Source organism: Cognatishimia sp. WU-CL00825 (assembly GCF_040364665.1).
GTDB lineage: Bacteria > Pseudomonadota > Alphaproteobacteria > Rhodobacterales > Rhodobacteraceae > Cognatishimia.
Genome location: NZ_BAABWX010000005.1, coordinates 198,299 through 214,185, shown reverse-complemented (window position 1 = coordinate 214,185; position 15,887 = coordinate 198,299). Strand labels below are relative to the sequence as shown.

At 53.3% G+C, this 15,887-nt stretch carries 10 protein-coding genes and 2 pseudogenes; 4 read left to right on the top strand and 8 right to left on the bottom strand.

What is annotated here, in order from left to right; translation table 11 throughout:
- Positions 1–509: 509 nt before the first annotated feature.
- Positions 510–923: a helix-turn-helix transcriptional regulator gene (locus ABXG94_RS15635; RefSeq protein ID WP_353535755.1), complete on the top strand. Its 414-nt coding sequence runs from the start codon at positions 510–512 to the stop codon at positions 921–923.
- Positions 924–960: 37 nt separating this feature from the next.
- On the opposite strand, the pseudogene ABXG94_RS15630 reads toward ABXG94_RS15635, so the two are convergent.
- The 6 genes and pseudogenes from ABXG94_RS15630 to ABXG94_RS15605 all read right to left on the bottom strand — a co-directional run.
- A pseudogene (locus ABXG94_RS15630) lies at positions 961–1,407 on the bottom strand (IS21 family transposase); the annotation flags it as partial.
- A gap of 339 nt (positions 1,408–1,746) precedes the next feature.
- Positions 1,747–3,348, bottom strand: a complete 1,602-nt coding sequence (locus ABXG94_RS15625; RefSeq protein ID WP_353535754.1) for a GMC family oxidoreductase — start codon at positions 3,346–3,348, stop codon at positions 1,747–1,749.
- 55 nt (positions 3,349–3,403) lie between these two features.
- The gene (locus ABXG94_RS15620; RefSeq protein ID WP_353535752.1) at positions 3,404–4,363 is read right to left on the bottom strand and encodes an enoyl-CoA hydratase/isomerase family protein; all 960 of its coding nucleotides are present in this window, start codon (positions 4,361–4,363) and stop codon (positions 3,404–3,406) included.
- 20 nt (positions 4,364–4,383) lie between these two features.
- On the bottom strand, positions 4,384–5,247 hold the full coding sequence (locus ABXG94_RS15615; protein ID WP_353535751.1) for an enoyl-CoA hydratase-related protein: 864 nt from the start codon (positions 5,245–5,247) through the stop codon (positions 4,384–4,386).
- A 23-nt stretch (positions 5,248–5,270) separates the two neighbouring features.
- Positions 5,271–6,548, bottom strand: coding sequence for a CaiB/BaiF CoA transferase family protein (locus tag ABXG94_RS15610; protein WP_353535750.1), 1,278 nt, complete (start codon positions 6,546–6,548; stop codon positions 5,271–5,273).
- A gap of 24 nt (positions 6,549–6,572) precedes the next feature.
- Complete coding sequence (locus tag ABXG94_RS15605) at positions 6,573–8,072, bottom strand: CoA-acylating methylmalonate-semialdehyde dehydrogenase (RefSeq protein WP_353535748.1); 1,500 nt, start codon at positions 8,070–8,072, stop codon at positions 6,573–6,575.
- 92 nt (positions 8,073–8,164) lie between these two features.
- Here ABXG94_RS15605 and ABXG94_RS15600 point away from each other — a divergent pair, with 92 nt between their 5' ends.
- Entirely contained in the window at positions 8,165–9,082 is a 918-nt protein-coding gene (locus ABXG94_RS15600; RefSeq protein ID WP_353535746.1) for a LysR family transcriptional regulator, read from the top strand.
- A 76-nt stretch (positions 9,083–9,158) separates the two neighbouring features.
- Here ABXG94_RS15600 and ABXG94_RS15595 read toward each other — a convergent pair.
- Positions 9,159–9,752 (bottom strand): annotated as a pseudogene (locus tag ABXG94_RS15595) (recombinase family protein).
- A 673-nt stretch (positions 9,753–10,425) separates the two neighbouring features.
- Positions 10,426–11,337, bottom strand: a complete 912-nt coding sequence (locus ABXG94_RS15590; protein ID WP_353535744.1) for a LysR family transcriptional regulator — start codon at positions 11,335–11,337, stop codon at positions 10,426–10,428.
- Between the two features lie 209 nt (positions 11,338–11,546).
- On the opposite strand from ABXG94_RS15590, the gene ABXG94_RS15585 reads away from it, so the two are divergent.
- Both ABXG94_RS15585 and ABXG94_RS15580 read left to right on the top strand, forming a co-directional pair.
- A complete protein-coding gene (locus ABXG94_RS15585) occupies positions 11,547–13,214 on the top strand; it encodes a GMC family oxidoreductase (protein WP_353535743.1) in 1,668 nt (555 codons plus the stop codon).
- A gap of 40 nt (positions 13,215–13,254) precedes the next feature.
- Positions 13,255–15,762, top strand: a complete 2,508-nt coding sequence (locus tag ABXG94_RS15580) for a CoA transferase (protein ID WP_353535742.1) — start codon at positions 13,255–13,257, stop codon at positions 15,760–15,762.
- Positions 15,763–15,887: the final 125 nt, after the last annotated feature.

The following is a 15,887-nucleotide window of genomic DNA, read 5'->3' as shown; positions in this document are numbered from 1 at the left end:
AAGTCAGCTTGGGGGTGCAAATAGGGGTATTTCTTAAAATTACACAGTATTAAATGTTTTTAATTAAATGTTTACAGAGTATATATCAGTCCTCTTCTGGCACCAACTTTTATTTCAAACCATTGCTAATAAGTATGTTTTCTGGTGATGTTTTCAGTCCACCCCACAGACCACCTCCGACGTCCGCGCTAAACGAGCTTTGAGCTTCCATGCGCGTCGTAGACAAATCCGTTCGACCAAAACCTTCCAAATCTGCGAGACTCTGGCCGCCGTCCCATCTGTTCTGGGAATTTGATGACGCTTCCAGTGTGCTGTCACGCCTAGCAAGTAGTTAAGTTTAGCAAAGACGCGAGCACATTAACTGCAAAGGTGTCGGACGAGCGATGCCAGTATTAAGGACATAGGTCGCAGCGTATGTTGAAGGGCGCGACCCCAGTATTGAATTCGAAATCACATAACCGGGGCGCTAAGATTAGCGAAATTCTGGATGCCGTTCGCCCTCTTAAAAAATGGCTAACATCTATCAATCTAAAATTTCAAATTTAGACTATCTACAACAAATTGGAATTCGATACTCAGCAATCATTCGCTCTGAGCCACCAATGATGCTACGTTTTCCCCGCCTAGGTATTGTCGTAACCTTGGGCATCGCGATGCTCTTCATCCATGGAGAAATCGTGATGAAGATTTTATTGAAACGTCAGCTAAAGGAGTTGGTCTTTTGTTCGCCGCAACACATCGCACACTTGGAAAAGGCATGCCTATTCCCAATGCGGGTACAGCTGGGCCCGAACAGGGTGGGATGGGTAGAAGCAGAAGTATTGGACTGGCTTAAGAAACGCTTGGCAGATCGGGGAACCCCACCCGACACTCCTGCATGGGAGCTGGATGGCCAGGTATGCACTTCCTGGTCACCCGATTAATTAGGGGCTTAGGAATTGATGCTGACGCTTGATGCCCCTGTTCGATCCCGCCAATAACAGCCATCGCTTCGCCAAAGTCAGCTTGACCATGCCCTGGAGGATGGCTCAGCGTCACAAACATCTCCCGCGAGCCGCGCTTTTGCGCACGCACATAGTCTTTGACAATCGTATATCCGCCATCAAATCGGCATTCATGGCGCAATCGTTCAATTATCTTCTTGGCTGTATGGCGCTGTTTGCGCGGGCGGGTCTTGTCTTCTGCCAACCAGCTATCAATCTGGTCTGTGTAATGATCAAGCTTTGGCCGCTTGATCGGTGCAGTGCGCCGATACCCTGGCGGTTCCGAGTACGCCAACATCTTCGCAACACTGTCCCGGCTGATCCCAAAATCATGAGAAATCTGATGACCACTCAAACCTTCTTCAAAATGAGCGTGACGAACCTTCAAATACCTTTCACAGTGAATATCCCCAAGCCCTCCCATCAAATGAAAGGGCAAAAGCGGCCGACTTTTACGCCGCTCGCGACCGCACTTTGCCGCCGCTACCGTGGCCGAGTATAGCTCCGCCGTTCACAAGACGGCAGCGATTGGCGACAACCTCTTCTATGAGAGCAGTCATTTCGGCTTGTGGTACGATCCTGCCCCCTGCCAGAATCCACCTCTGTGAGCCCAGTTTTCAAGGAGGAGCGTGAGATTTTAAAAGGCCACGGTGTTCTTTTCGGACCCAAAGCCATAAGGTTTTGGGGGACCACTTCAAAGCCTCTGGACGTGCCTGTCTCCAGATAGCTGCTGCTACATCCTTCTTGGAATATTTCACAGAAGTTATTTCTGTGAAATATAGCTCGCGGCCTTCTCTGCGATCATGATTGTCGGGGAGTTGGTGTTGCCTGAGGTGATCGTCGGCATCACCGATGCATCGACGACACGCAGTCCTGCGACCCCTTTGACACACAATTCCGGATCAACAACCGCGCCGGCATCCGGCCCCATGCGGCAGGTGCCGACCGGGTGAAAGATTGTCGTGCCAATATCGCCAGCAACCTTGACCAGATCCTCATCAGACTGATAGGCGGCACCGGGCTTGATTTCAGACGGGTTGTATTTACGCATGACGTCTTGGCCGGCAATTTCACGCGCGAGACGAATGGCACGCACCGCAACCATCTTGTCGGTTTCGGTGTTCAGGTAATTGGGATCAATGGAGGGATGAGCTTTGGGGTCGCCAGAAGAAATGTGGATCGACCCGCGGCTGGTCGGGCGAAGCGGCACAACGCTGGCAGTGAAGGCGGGGAAGGGGTGCAGCGGATCGCCAAATTTCTCCAGCGACAAGGGCTGAACATGAAATTCGAGATCTGCGGTTTCCACTTCGGGACCGGATTTTGCGAAAATGCCAAGCTGACTTGGTGCCATAGACATGGGGCCAGAGCGTTTCAGTATGTATTCAAGCCCGATCCCCATTTTACCCAATAATGAACCAGCCCGCTGGTTCAGTGTTTTGACGCCCTCAACACGAAACGCCGCCCGCAGTTGCAAATGGTCCTGCAGGTTTTCGCCAACCGAGTCATTTTGGTGCACCACATCTATGCCATGTTTGCGAAGGTGAGTGGGGTTGCCAATTCCTGACAGTTCCAAAAGCTGTGGCGATCCGACCGCACCGGCCGAAAGGATTACCTCGCCTTGTGTCCTGTACTGGATGGCTTTGCCATTGAGTTCAACCTCGACCCCGACTGCGCGTTTGCCCTCAAACAACACGCGCTGCGCCTGTGCATTGGTTACGACCTTAAGGTTGGGCCGCTTTTGCGCTGGCCGAAGGAACCCCTTAGAGGTGTTCCAACGCCATCCGCGACGTTGGTTGACCCGGAAATAGGCAGAACCTTCGTTGTCGCCACAATTGAAATCCTCGACCTTGGCAATGCCCGCTTCTGCAGCGGCGTCGCGATAGGCATCAAGGATTTCCCAAGTTAGACGTTGCTCTTCAACCCGCCATTCGCCACCGGCACCGTGCATATCATCCGCGCCTGCATAGTAATCTTCCGACTTTTTGAAATACGGGAGAACGTCATCCCAACCCCAGCCGGTATTTCCCATTTGTTGCCAGGTGCTATAATCCTGTGCTTGACCGCGCATATAGATCATGCCGTTGATCGAGGAACAGCCCCCCAAGACACGCCCGCGCGGATAGTTTAATGCCCGGCCATTCAATCCATCCTGCTTGTTGGTCTGGAACCCCCAATCCGTTCTTGGATTGCCCATGCAGTATAGATAGCCAACCGGGATGTGGATCCAAATGTAGTTATCTTTCCCACCAGCCTCCAAAAGCAGAACTTTGTTTTTCGGGTTTTCCGACAGGCGATTTGCCAACACACACCCGGCCGAACCCCCACCCACGATAACATAGTCAAATTTTTCCGTACCTTGGGTCATCTATCTACCTTTTCTTTATCACGAGGACACGTTCCGATGTGTCGCTTCAATTCTTTCAGGAGGACCAATTTGGCTTGTGGTCCTTGTCGACCAACACCGCACGCACACCTTCGGCCAGGTCGGGGTGACGGATCGCCAGGCATATGGCTTCGTATTCCTGTTTCAGGCACTCTGAGAGCGTTCGTTCCTGTCCGTTTCGAAGCAGTGTCAAAGTTTCTTGAAGGCTGCGAGGTGAGGCGCTTTTGAGAGCTTCCAGGGCTCTGTTTTGTGACTTGGTTTGGTACTGTTTCAGACAATCCAAAATCGAACAAAGCGTTGGCTGATCAAAACACATGGTGGTTTCAGCCAGCATCAGCACTTCGGGCTGGTATCCCAATGTGGCACACAGATCGGAAAAGATATCTTCCAAATCGCGCCTACTGTTGCACAACTCGTCCAGAATTTGCGGCAAGGATTCTGCCACTGTCATATGCGTCGAAACCCCAAGGCCATGCGCATCGAACCCCCGCACCGATGCACCCGTCAATCCCATCCAGATACCGCATTGATGGGGCATACGTGGCAAGAAATAGCTGCCCCCCACATCAGGAATAAAGCCGATGGCAGTTTCTGGCATGGCAAACACCGCACGTTCGGTCGCGATGCGATAGGTGCCGTGCACCGAAAGCCCCATACCACCGCCCATGCAGATACCGTCAATCAGAGACACAAAGGGCTTGGCAAAACCTGCGATCCTTTCGATCAACGCATATTCTTCGCGAAAAAAAGTCTCGGCCTCTTCAAACTGTCCTTCCAGAACCAATTCGCGCACCCGGCGCATATCACCACCGGCGCAAAAGGCGCGCTCGTTTGCCGAATTCAACACCACACAATGGATGTCTGGGTCCGTTTGAAACCGGTCCAGAGCCGCATCAAGATCGCGTATCATGTCCAGATTCAGAGCGTTCATGGCCTTGGGGCGGTCCAGACCGATTAGCCCAACCCGACCTTGTTTTTCGACGCGGATATTAGACATCTCTATCGTCCTTACCAAACTCAGCGATTGCGAAAGACGGGTGCGCGTTTGGCGATAAAAGCCGCCATGCCTTCTTTTTGTCCCTCGGTGGCAAACGCGGCCTGAAACAAACGGCGTTCGTGCAACACGCCAGCAGATAGGCCTGTTTCAAAAGCATTGTTCACGGCTTCTTTGGCCATGGCGACCGCCGGGGCGTTCAGACCTGCGATCTGGTGCGCTGCTTCCAATGCGGTCTGCAACAGATCTTCGGGCGGAACCACACGTGCGACGATGCCAGCGCATTTGGCTTCCTCCACACCGATTGTCCGCCCTGTCAAGATCAAATCCATAGCCAGAGACTTGCCAATTGACTTTGTCAAACGCTGGGACCCGCCGATACCAGGCAAAATACCCAGCTTGATTTCAGGCAAGCCAAATTGTGCATCAGTAGTGGCGATAATGAAATCGCACATCAACGCCAACTCGAACCCGCCGCCCAGGGCAAAACCGCTCACGGCAGCAATCACCGGTTTCTTGATAAACCGCATCTGATCCCACTCGGCGAAAATGTCATTTCCGAGCAATTCGACCAGTGTCTTTTCTGCCATTTCTTCGATATCGGCACCAGCGGCAAAGGCGCGCGGGCTGCCGGTGATGACCACGGCGCCGATCCGGTTATCTGCGTCAAAGTCTTTGAGCGTTTGCATGACCTCCGCAGCCAGTTGCAGGTTCAGAGCATTGAGGCTCTTGGGGCGGTTCAACGTGATCAAGCCGACACTGTCTCGGCGTTCAACGATGATTTCATCAAAGGCCTCCCGTTCGAGTTTTGCGGCGCTCCCTTTTTCCTGAACAGCCTGGGGGGCAGCGTCGGACGCCACTTTGGGTTTTGTTTTGCTTGTTGCCATTGGTTTTATCCCGAAATCTGGTGTCAGCTTTTCAGACCTAACTCGGTCCAGTTTGTGCCTTGTGAGGGCGCTTCATCAGTGTGTTTGGCATGGGCCGAGCCATTTTGATCATAGGCTTCAAAGTCTGCCATTTTCTCGGCCAGAATAGCCTCGCGGTGCTGGTTCAACCCCGGAGCCGCCTGGGGGCGACTAGGGTCAATGTCTTTGTAGGCCTCCAACTTGATCGGGTTTCCCGCAGTCCGGAACGGCTTTTTGCCCTGACCTTCGACCTGCACGATCATGTTGCGGGACAAAAGTTGCGGATGATCCAGAATCCGATCAATCGTATTAATTGGGCCGCATGGAACCCCGGCCTCGTTCAAAGCGTCGAGCCAATGGGCCACCGGTTTCTTCGATGTCACGGCCTCGATTGCAGTGACCATTTTGGATCGATTGCGCACGCGCAAATCGTTGGTCGAAAAATCCGCAGCCAGCGCCAGTTCCGGTGCGTTAAGGGCGTCGGCCATCAGCAGAAATAATTGGTCATTCCCGGCGGCAATGACAAAGCGTTCGTCCTCGGCCTGAAAGGTTTCAAACGGTGCCAACGACGGGTGGCAATCTCCGGTACGGGTGGGCACCTTGCCTTCGACATCATAGCGTGCAAGTGCCGTTTCCATCAGCGCGGCCTGACAGTCCAGCATGCCAATGTCGACACGCTCGCCCTGCGCATTTTTGGTGCGTTTATAAAGCGCTGACAAGATGCCGATAACACCAAACAGGGCCGCCCCAAGATCACCAAAGCTTGTGCCGACACGCGCGGGGCGTGTGCCCGGCCAGCCAGTTAAGCTCATGACGCCGCCCATGGCCTGAACCACCATGTCGTATCCGGGCAAATCGGTCATCGGGCCGGAGTGACCAAAGCCAGAAATCGAAGCATAGATCAAATGGGGATGTGTCTTCGCCAGGCGTTCTGCTCCATAACCCAACCGATCCATGACACCGGGCCGAAAATTTTCGACCAAAACGTCGGATGTGTCTAGCAACCGCTCGAGCAGTTCACGATCTCGTGGAGATTTGACATCCAGAACGATGCTTTCCTTGCCACGGTTAAAGCACATGAAATACGCGCTTTCTGCATCAATAAAGGGGGGAAAGGCGCGGGTATCGTCGCCTGTCCCGAATTTTTCGACCTTGATGACCCGCGCGCCCAGATCCGCCAGAACCATCGTGCAGTAGGGCCCTGCCAGCACGCGTGAGAAATCAAGCACGGTGATGCCGGAAAGAGGGCCGCCCTCTAGCTTTTCGTCTTCAGGTTTTTGCATTGTGTTCCCTCTTCCCGATTGGGATCACTTGGCCACCGGCATGGCGAATTCCGCACCCTTGGAAATGCTTTCCGGCCAACGTTGCATCAAGGATTTCTGCTTGGTGTAAAAGCGCACGCCTTCTTCACCATAGGCATGCATGTCGCCAAACAGGCTCTTCTTCCAGCCGCCAAACCCGTGCCAGGCCATAGGGACTGGAAGTGGTACATTGATTCCGACCATGCCGACCTGAATCTTGCGGCCAAATTCACGTGCCGCATTCCCGTCGCGGGTGAACAAACTGACACCATTGCCGAATTCGTGATCGTTGATCAGCTGCACGCCTTCCGCAAAATCTTTGACGCGGACGCAGGCCAGTACGGGGCCAAAGATCTCTTCCTTGTAGATCGTCATGTCAGAGGTGACATTGTCAAACAGCGTGCCGCCCATCCAATAACCATCTTCCAGGCCTTCGGGTGCAAAACCCCGACCATCCACAACTAGGTCCGCACCTTCTTCTACGCCCTTGGCGATATAGCCTGTGATGCGTTCATGGGCTGCATGGGTGACAATCGGACCCATTTCGGCATCCATTTCGACACCGTTCTTGACCTTGAGATTGGCCAGACGGTCCTTGAGCATCGGAACGATTTTGTCGGCCACGTCGCCGACCAGTGTCGCCACGGAAATCGCCATACAGCGTTCGCCCGCAGACCCAAAGGCCGCGCCCATCAAAGCATCAACGGCCTTTTCAAGATCAGCATCTGGCATGACCAGCATATGGTTTTTGGCACCGCCCAATGCCTGTACCCGCTTGCCATGGCGTGCGCCGGTTTCGTAAATATAATTAGCAATCGGGGTAGAACCGACAAAGGACACTGCCTGCACATCGGGATGCTCCAGAATCGCATCCACCGCAATCTTATCCCCCTGAACGACATTGAACACGCCATCCGGGAACCCGGCCTCTTTCATTAGTTCCGCATATATTAAAGAGGGGGTTGGATCCGTCGGTGAGGGCTTGAGGACAAAGGTGTTTCCTGCCGCAATCGCGACGGGGAACATCCACATTGGCACCATGACTGGAAAGTTGAACGGGGTCACACCGGCGACAACACCCAGAGGTTGGCGCATGGTCCAATTGTCGATGCCAGTAGAAACTTGATCGGTAAAGTCACCTTTCAACAACTGGGGCATTCCACAGGCAAATTCGACAATATCAATGCCGCGCTCAACTTCACCACGTGCATCGGTGAAGACTTTGCCATGCTCTTGCGTAATTGAATGAGCCAGCTTATCTTTGTTTTTGTTTAATAAATTCAAGAAATTGTTCATTAACCGGGCGCGCCGGATCGGAGGCATGTCTGACCAGGCAGGAAACGCGGCCTTGGCAGCAGAGACGGCTTTGTCCACCTCCGAAGCAGATGCCAGATCGACCTTGCCAGTCAGTGTACCCGTTGCAGGGTTGAATACGTCCTGCGTGTTTTTGCGCGTACCAGCGAAGGCCTCGCCGTTGATGAAATGGCCTATTTCTGTGGTTGTCATGGATGCCTCCTCCTTGGCTTGATGCCATCTTCGGGAAATGGCTTCCAAAAATCCAATGACTAATCTACTCAAATGATATAAGTGTAATTTATATGAAGCCCGTTTCTGATATCCGTATCCTCAACTCCTTTGTGGCAGTTGCCCAAGAGGGCAACATTTCGCGCGCGGCAAAGAAATTACACCTCACCCAACCTGCAGTCAGCCTTCAACTAAAACGTTTGAGGCAAGAAATCGGCGTAGATCTGTTTCGACGCACCTCCAAGGGCATGGAATTGACAAGGGATGGAGAGACCCTTGTCGCCAAAGCTGAAAAAATTCAGGCAGCCATCGCTGAATTCGGACAGACAGCACGTCGAATCAACGGTAATGTCAGGGGCACCTTGTCACTTGGAACTATTGTGGACCCGGATTTCATCCGACTCGGGGCATTTCTGGCGGCCCTAGTCGATTGCCACCCCGACCTGCAAACAAAGCTTGTCCACGGTATCAGTGGCGATGTCATCAATCGTTTGATCGATGGAGAGGTGGATGTGGGTTTTTTTCTGGGTGGGTTGGAGCAGTACGAACCCGAAAGCGCGAGCCAGGGGGAAACGTACTTCTATCAGCGCGAGTTGACCAAATTTACGTATCGAGTCATCGCGCCTGCAGGTTGGGGAAAGCGGATTTCTGGTAAGGATTGGCCAGATCTCGCCACGATGCCGTGGATTGGTACACCGGTACAATCTGTGCATAATCGATTGTTGGCGGGGGTTTATGCCGCCCACGCCGGCAAGCCTGATCCCGTCTGCTTAGTGGATCAAGAACCTTCGATGCTGGCCATGGTTCGATCCGGTATTGGACTTAGTCTGTGTCGGGAATCGATCGCTTTGGAGGAAATGCAATCTCGTGGGCTCGCCATTTCTGACCGGGTCAAAATTGAAACCTCTTTGCGCTTCATCACCCTTGCCTCCCGAAAGGCAGAGCCTAATATCATAGCCGCATTTGACGCGTTAAACACCACATGGCGATAGTTTCTCCTGAGTGATCTTTAGGGCGGTGAAATTCAGTGCCTGTTGAAAGATACTCCATCACCTATGCCTTGTGGGGCTAAAGGGAGCTGGCTTCAATGCGACCCCAAAAGTCGCCCGGCAATTCAGTTTCATAACTTCTAAGGTGTTTTGCTACACTCGTTTCACCGTAGCCGGGCTGACTTTGAGCGAGGCGGCGATGTCTTTTATCGCGCGACCGTCCTTCGGTTTTCTGATCTTCAGACAGGGCACAGGGCCTGCCACCGATGCGCCCTTTTGCGCGAGCAGCTTGCAGGCCTTCCATAGTTCGTTGCCGAATGCGCTCACGCTCGAATTGTGCAATGGATGCGAAAACGTGGAAAATCAGCCGTCCAGCTGGAGTGGTCGTGTCGATGTCTTCTGCTAGTGATCTGAACCCAGCCTTGTTGGTTTCAATCTGAGCGACGATGTCTAGGAGTTCGACCAGTGAACGCGCAAGGCGATCATACTTTGACACCAGAACCACATCGCCACTTCGAAGCTGGTCTAACATGCAATAGAGTTCCGGTCGTGGCTATTTGGATCCGCTGATCTTGTCCGCAAAAATGCGCTCAGCACCAGCGTCTTTCAAAGCGGCTATCTGAGCGTCGAGGTGTTGGTCCTTGGTCGAGACACGTGCATATCCAATAATCATGTTCTGATGGTTTCTAAAACGGTTCAAGACACAAAAAGATTTTGCACCGGGTTTTTGAGCCTCGAAAAGGTCAGTAGATGCGAAGGGCTGGGTGGGCGGACCAAAAACGACCGTTTTTGATCAAATGAGCGAAAGCAGTCATAGACGCAGTTGCAGCAAGCGGCAGAAAAGCCTCTACAAATCTAAGGGCACCTCACGTCCAATCCGGACGAGACTCGTGGACGAAGCCGAAAATGTCTGCTGGGCAATTTTAGCGCGCCGGAAAGCGTAGCTCTCTACGTCCAGTCCGACACATGCATGCAGCGGGGCCATTTCGAGCCCCAAACCAGATTGCAAATAGAAGCGTGACCCAGACACCCAATTAGCGAAGTGGACATTCGCTGCGGGCGCGCAACAACTCATGTTGCACGCTCGGAATATGACAAAGGTTGGATTCGGAATCCGAGTTCTGCAATGCCGAAACGATTTGTAGAGAAGCAAGTCGTGGGAGCACTAACTCTTCATATGACGCCCGTAAAAGTATGATTCAGGACGGAGTAGATTTGTAGTCTTTTAGGTTGGACCTGCTGGCTGTTGTTTTGAACTAGCCCCATAAATCAGCGATCTTGATAGCGCTTAGCAAACTGTGCCCAAGGCACACCAGTTTGCCCTGCTTAAAACCGCAGTCCTTGCGTCACCAAGAACTCCGTAACAGCTTGAATACCTCTGATAGTATCGGGCTTTCTTTTCGACGGTCAAGGGTAATGAAGCAAAGGCAAGCTGGAACGGAGACCGAATTGCATACGGCAAGGCCAAATGATTGCTTTTGGTGAAGCGCTATAGAATCCCGGCAAAGGCTTAGACCGATGCCTGAGCGCACCATTTCAAGCATCGACGCTTCTTGATCGACACGCGAAACAACCCCTTGGCGGTCCGCCGGATTGGTGTAAATTTTGGATAGCAAGCGATAGTGGACAGACCGTTCGGGCGTGCCGATCCAAGGCAGTTTCGCAAGCGCGGCCCAATCAGCATTTTCAATTTTCCTTTGCCATCCGACCGGCCCGATTACGCGATAGGTGAAATCGGCAAGCTTGATCGCATGAATTGGATCATCAGTGTCCAATCCCATCGGGGCAAGGTCGTCAGGCCCGCACAAATAGAAACCCGCATCAATCTGACCGCGCTTCAACCGTGCCATGACATCTCCGCTGACGCCGTGGCTTAGTTCGGTTTCAATTTCGGGGTTTTCTATTCGCAGACGTGCCAACATCCGACCAAGCCGGATGAATTCCGGGTCCACAATCGTTCCGATCCTGAGCTTGCCAGCGATCCGGCCAGATCTTTGGCGAGCGCTGCGATGAAAATCATTCATCGCCTCAAGTATATGCTCTGCCTTCGCAAGAACTGCGGCACCGTCGAGGCTGATTTGCAGCCCTGTTGGAGTGCGATTGAACAAGGCGATTCCTGTTTCCTCGTTCAATCGCTTGAGCTGATGGCTAATGGCAGGCTGCGTTAGGTTCAGTACTTCGGCCGCGCGCGAAACACTGCCTTCACGGGCCACAGTCACAAAAGCCAATATACTGTTAATGTTTGAAAAACGATCCATATTAAAATCACTAATATCGTATTTTTTGATTTGTCATTAGGTTTTTTCGACTTCATCGCCCACAAAATCGAAAATCGGCGTCCTGGGAGGGAACGCGGACCGCAGTTCGGGCGTTGAGCGGCCAATTTTCAGAGCCTGCGTAGCTCCGATCGTTCATTTCTCTTCCAGGTACACAATTTAAAACGAAGCGACTGATGGGTGGATGAGGCATGTCTGAATGTTTGAACGGGTTCGATTTTATCGTGATTGGTGGTGGTTCCGCCGGTTGCTTGATGGCCAATCGTCTGAGCACCGACCCTGCCAACAAGGTCCTCTTGTTGGAAGCGGGAAAGCCAGACACCTATCCTTGGATTCATATCCCTGTTGGATACCTTTATTGTATCGGTAACCCGCGTGCCGATTGGATGTATAAAACAGAAGCGTGTAAAGGCCTCAACGGGCGCAGCCTGCTGTATCCCCGCGGCAAAACCTTGGGTGGATGCTCTTCTATCAACGGCATGATCTACATGCGAGGTCAAGCACGTGATTATGACAACTGGGCGAAACTAACAGGCGAAAAGGCGTGGAACTGGGAAAACTCTCTGTCTGATTTCAAGTCTCATGAAGACCATTACAAACTTGATGACGCTGCGGACCCAGTCACCGGTGACAACAGCCGGTTTTCGGATATGCACGGACATGGTGGTGAATGGCGTATCGAAAAACAACGCCTTCGGTGGGACGTGTTGGACAGCTTTTCGGATGCAGCCGAGCAGACAGGCATTCGGAAGACTGATGATTTCAACAAAGGCGACAACGCTGGTGTCGGGTATTTCGATGTGAACCAGCGGTCTGGTTGGCGTTGGAATACGTCCAAGGCATTCCTGCGCCCCGCGAAAAAGCGGGACAACCTGACGATCTGGACCGAAGCGCACGTTGAAAGGCTGACGTTCGAGAAATGCGCCGATGGCGCGCTGCGCTGTGTTGGTGCCAAGGTCCACCATGAGGGCAAGCCAGTAGATGTGAAGGCCGGCAAGGAAATTGTTCTTTCGGCGGGGGCGGTGAACTCACCGCAAATCCTGCAGCTCTCCGGTATCGGGCCCGCGACACTACTCAAAGAGCATGGCATCGATGTGGTCATGGATCAGCCCTATGTTGGTGAAAACCTTCAGGATCACCTTCAAATCCGTTCTGTCTTCAAGGTGAAGGGTGCAGAAACAATGAACACGCTCGCAAATTCGATCGTTGGCAAAGCCAAAATCGGTCTGGAGTATTTGTTTAAGCGGTCCGGCCCGATGAGCATGTCCCCAAGCCAGCTGGGCGCCTTCACGCGCTCGGACCCGAGCCGTAGCTATGCCAACCTTGAATACCACGTGCAACCCCTAAGCCTTGAGGCTTTTGGCGATGACTTGCACGATTTTCCCGCAATGACGGTGAGCGTTTGCAACCTGAATCCGACCAGTCGCGGGCATGTTCGCATTTCTTCTTCCGATTTTCGTGTCCCACCCAAAATCACACCGAATTACTTGGACACTGAAGATGACCGAAAGGTTGCCGCCGACAGCCTGCGCCAAGTGCGCGAGATCATGGCGCAATCGGCGTTGCAACCTTACGAACCAGAAGAATACAAACCCGGCACCCAGTATCAAAGCGACGAAGAACTGGCGCGGCTTGCTGGTGATATTGCCAGCACGATTTTCCACCCAGTTGGCACCATCAAAATGGGCCGCGAGGACGATGAAACCGCTGTACTGGACCCCCATCTGCGCCTGAAGGGTGTCTCGGGCCTACGAGTAGTGGATGCCTCCGTCATGCCTGAGATCACCAGCGGAAACACCAATTCACCGACGATCATGGTCGCCGAAAAGGCTGCTCGCTGGATTCTGTCCGGTCAGTAACCCGATATCTCTGAAAATTTGATGCCTAACAGGAGATCACATGCGTAATTCTTTTTCCAACTTGCCGCTGACAGGTGTAAAAGTCGTCGATTTTGGCCAGTATATCGCAGGGCCCGCTGTTGCAATGTTGCTTGGGGATCTGGGGGCCACGATCGTTCATATCGACCCTCCGAATGGCCCTATGTGGGATAGCCCAGCGAATGCGACACTGAACCGAAATAAGGTCATCGTGAACCTTGATCTGAAGACGCAACAAGGGCTGGAGCAGGCTCGCACGCTGTGCGCCGAGGCTGACATTATTGTTGAGAATTTCCGCCCGGGCAAAATGGCAAAGCTGGGGATTGATTTCGCAGAAATGCGCGAAGAGCGCCCGGAACTAATCACGATTTCGCTGCCGGGCTTTGCTTCGAATGACCCGTCGCGCCGCGAGCTTCGTGCTTACGAAAGCATCGTCTCGGCCAGTTCAGGAGTGTTCACCGACATGGGACTGAATCGTGTTCTTATGGGACTGAACCCATCGTTCTCTCCGCTTCCGCTCGCGTCTGCCTATGCATCCCAGATTGCAGCATCGGCCACGGTTCTGGCGCTTCAATCGCGACAGGTTACGGGCCTTGGAGACCAGATCGAGGTGCCCTTGGCTGCCGCCGTGATGGAAGGGTTGTGCTACAACTCGCTTCACGTTGGCGGAATGCCGGAGCGTTACCTGACGCAGCGCGAGGTGGAAATCGAACGCCGCCGCGTCGAGGGCCTGCCGATGAATGTCGGTTACGAAGACCTCCAAGAACTGATGGATCCGTTTTTTCGCAGCTACATGTGCAAGGACGGGCGTGGGTTCTACGTTGTGTGTCCAAGTCACAAGAACCACGCCCGGCGCTGCCTCGAGGTGCTCGGCATTTATGATGAACTGGTTGAAGAAGGCCTGACATCAGAGGAAGACACCTACAAGCCATGGTCCGAGTGGGAGAGTAAAACCTCGCTTGGTGTGTACCCTATGCCCAAGAACTGGGCCGACAAAATTTCTGCACGGATGAAAGAGGTCTTCATGACCCGCACCTCGCATGAATGGAAAAAGATGTTTGGGCGCGGCCTTATTCCTGGCGCGCCGCAACGCTGGTTGCAAGAATGGATGCATGACGAATACGCGGAAACATCGGGCCTGATGATCGACGTGCACGACCCGGTTTACGGTGAAATGACCCAACCCGGCCCCGTTGTCTGGATGGAAGAAAGTGGCGAGGAAGCGCTACAACCAAAGCCACGCCGTTGGGTCGATTTCGATGAAGCGTTGAAAATTCTGAAGAAACACAGGACCGAAATTCCAGACGAATCAGAGGGCGAAAGCCAAGAGTCTTGGTTGTCTGGCGTGAAAATTTTGGACCTGTGCAATGTGATCGCGGGACCGCATTCGGCCAGCTATATGGCGCGCTTCGGCGCCGATGTGATCAAGCTTGAGCCTGCTGATCCGATGTATGACAGCTGGAACACGGTGATCTATGGCATGTCGCAGATGCGTGGCAAACGCTCAATCCTTGCGGATATCACATCGCGCCACGGGCGGCGGGTGTTTGAAGATTTGGTGAAGTCCGTTGATGTGATTGTCTGGAATGCGCCCGACAACCAGATCAGGAAAATGGGGTTAGATCCCGACAACCTGCGCAAACTCAATCCCGATGCCTTGTTCTGCAAACTGGATTGTTTCAGTGGCGTGCGGCGCGGAGCGCGGACCGATTACATTGGCTACGACGATCTTGTGCAGGCCACCACGGGCATCATGTTGCGATTTGGCGGCGGGATGGACCGCCCCGAGGAACATGCGCACGTCGGCACAATCGATGTCATGTGCGGATTTGGCGGCGCATTGAGCGTTGCAGCGGCGCTGTATCAGAAACACCGCCATGGGCGCATCGGTCGCGGCCGCACCTCCCTGTCGTCAAACAGTGGGTTGCTGCAAGTGCCGTTTGCATTCGATTACAAAGGCCGCGGACTGTATGATGAACCGTCAGGGCCAGAAGCAAGCGGCTATGACGCGCTCACGCGATTTTACAGCACTGCATCACGTCATATCCTGCTCAGCGCTTATGAGAATGACCTGTCACTGTTCCGCAACGTCGAAGGCCTAGAGGACCTGCCTGATCTTGAAGAAGAAGAACGCGCGGCCTTCTTGTCAACTGCGTTCCAAACCCAACCAGCCGACGAGTGGGTTGAGCGTTTGCAAGCGGCCGACATTGGCGCGGTAATCTGTGAAAACCTCGATTCTTTGCGCGCGATGAATCTGCGTGAAGCGGATGGGTCGGCTGGAACAGAGAACGGCAGCTATTCGTTTTCCAACTATCCTGATCATCCAAGCGGACACGAAGTCATCCAATTGGACCCTTACGCTGTGCGATCGGTGCGTGCCAAAATAATAGCCGTGACGCCTGCAGAAAAATTCGGGACCTCGACCCGCGCGATCCTGCGCGAGTTGGGCTACGTCGAAACCGCCATCGAGGCGATGATAAAAACAGGCAATCTAAGTGAGTCCTGGAGCAAGGAATACTTGCCGAGCTAACCATCTGGTGGGCATGCGTCGCAGAGTGGAGACCTTTGACCAATGCCCACCACTTCACGCCAGACAGACAAGACAAAGCCCGCAGCAATCGCGCGCGTGGAAAGCTCCGACGTGTTTGGCATTTA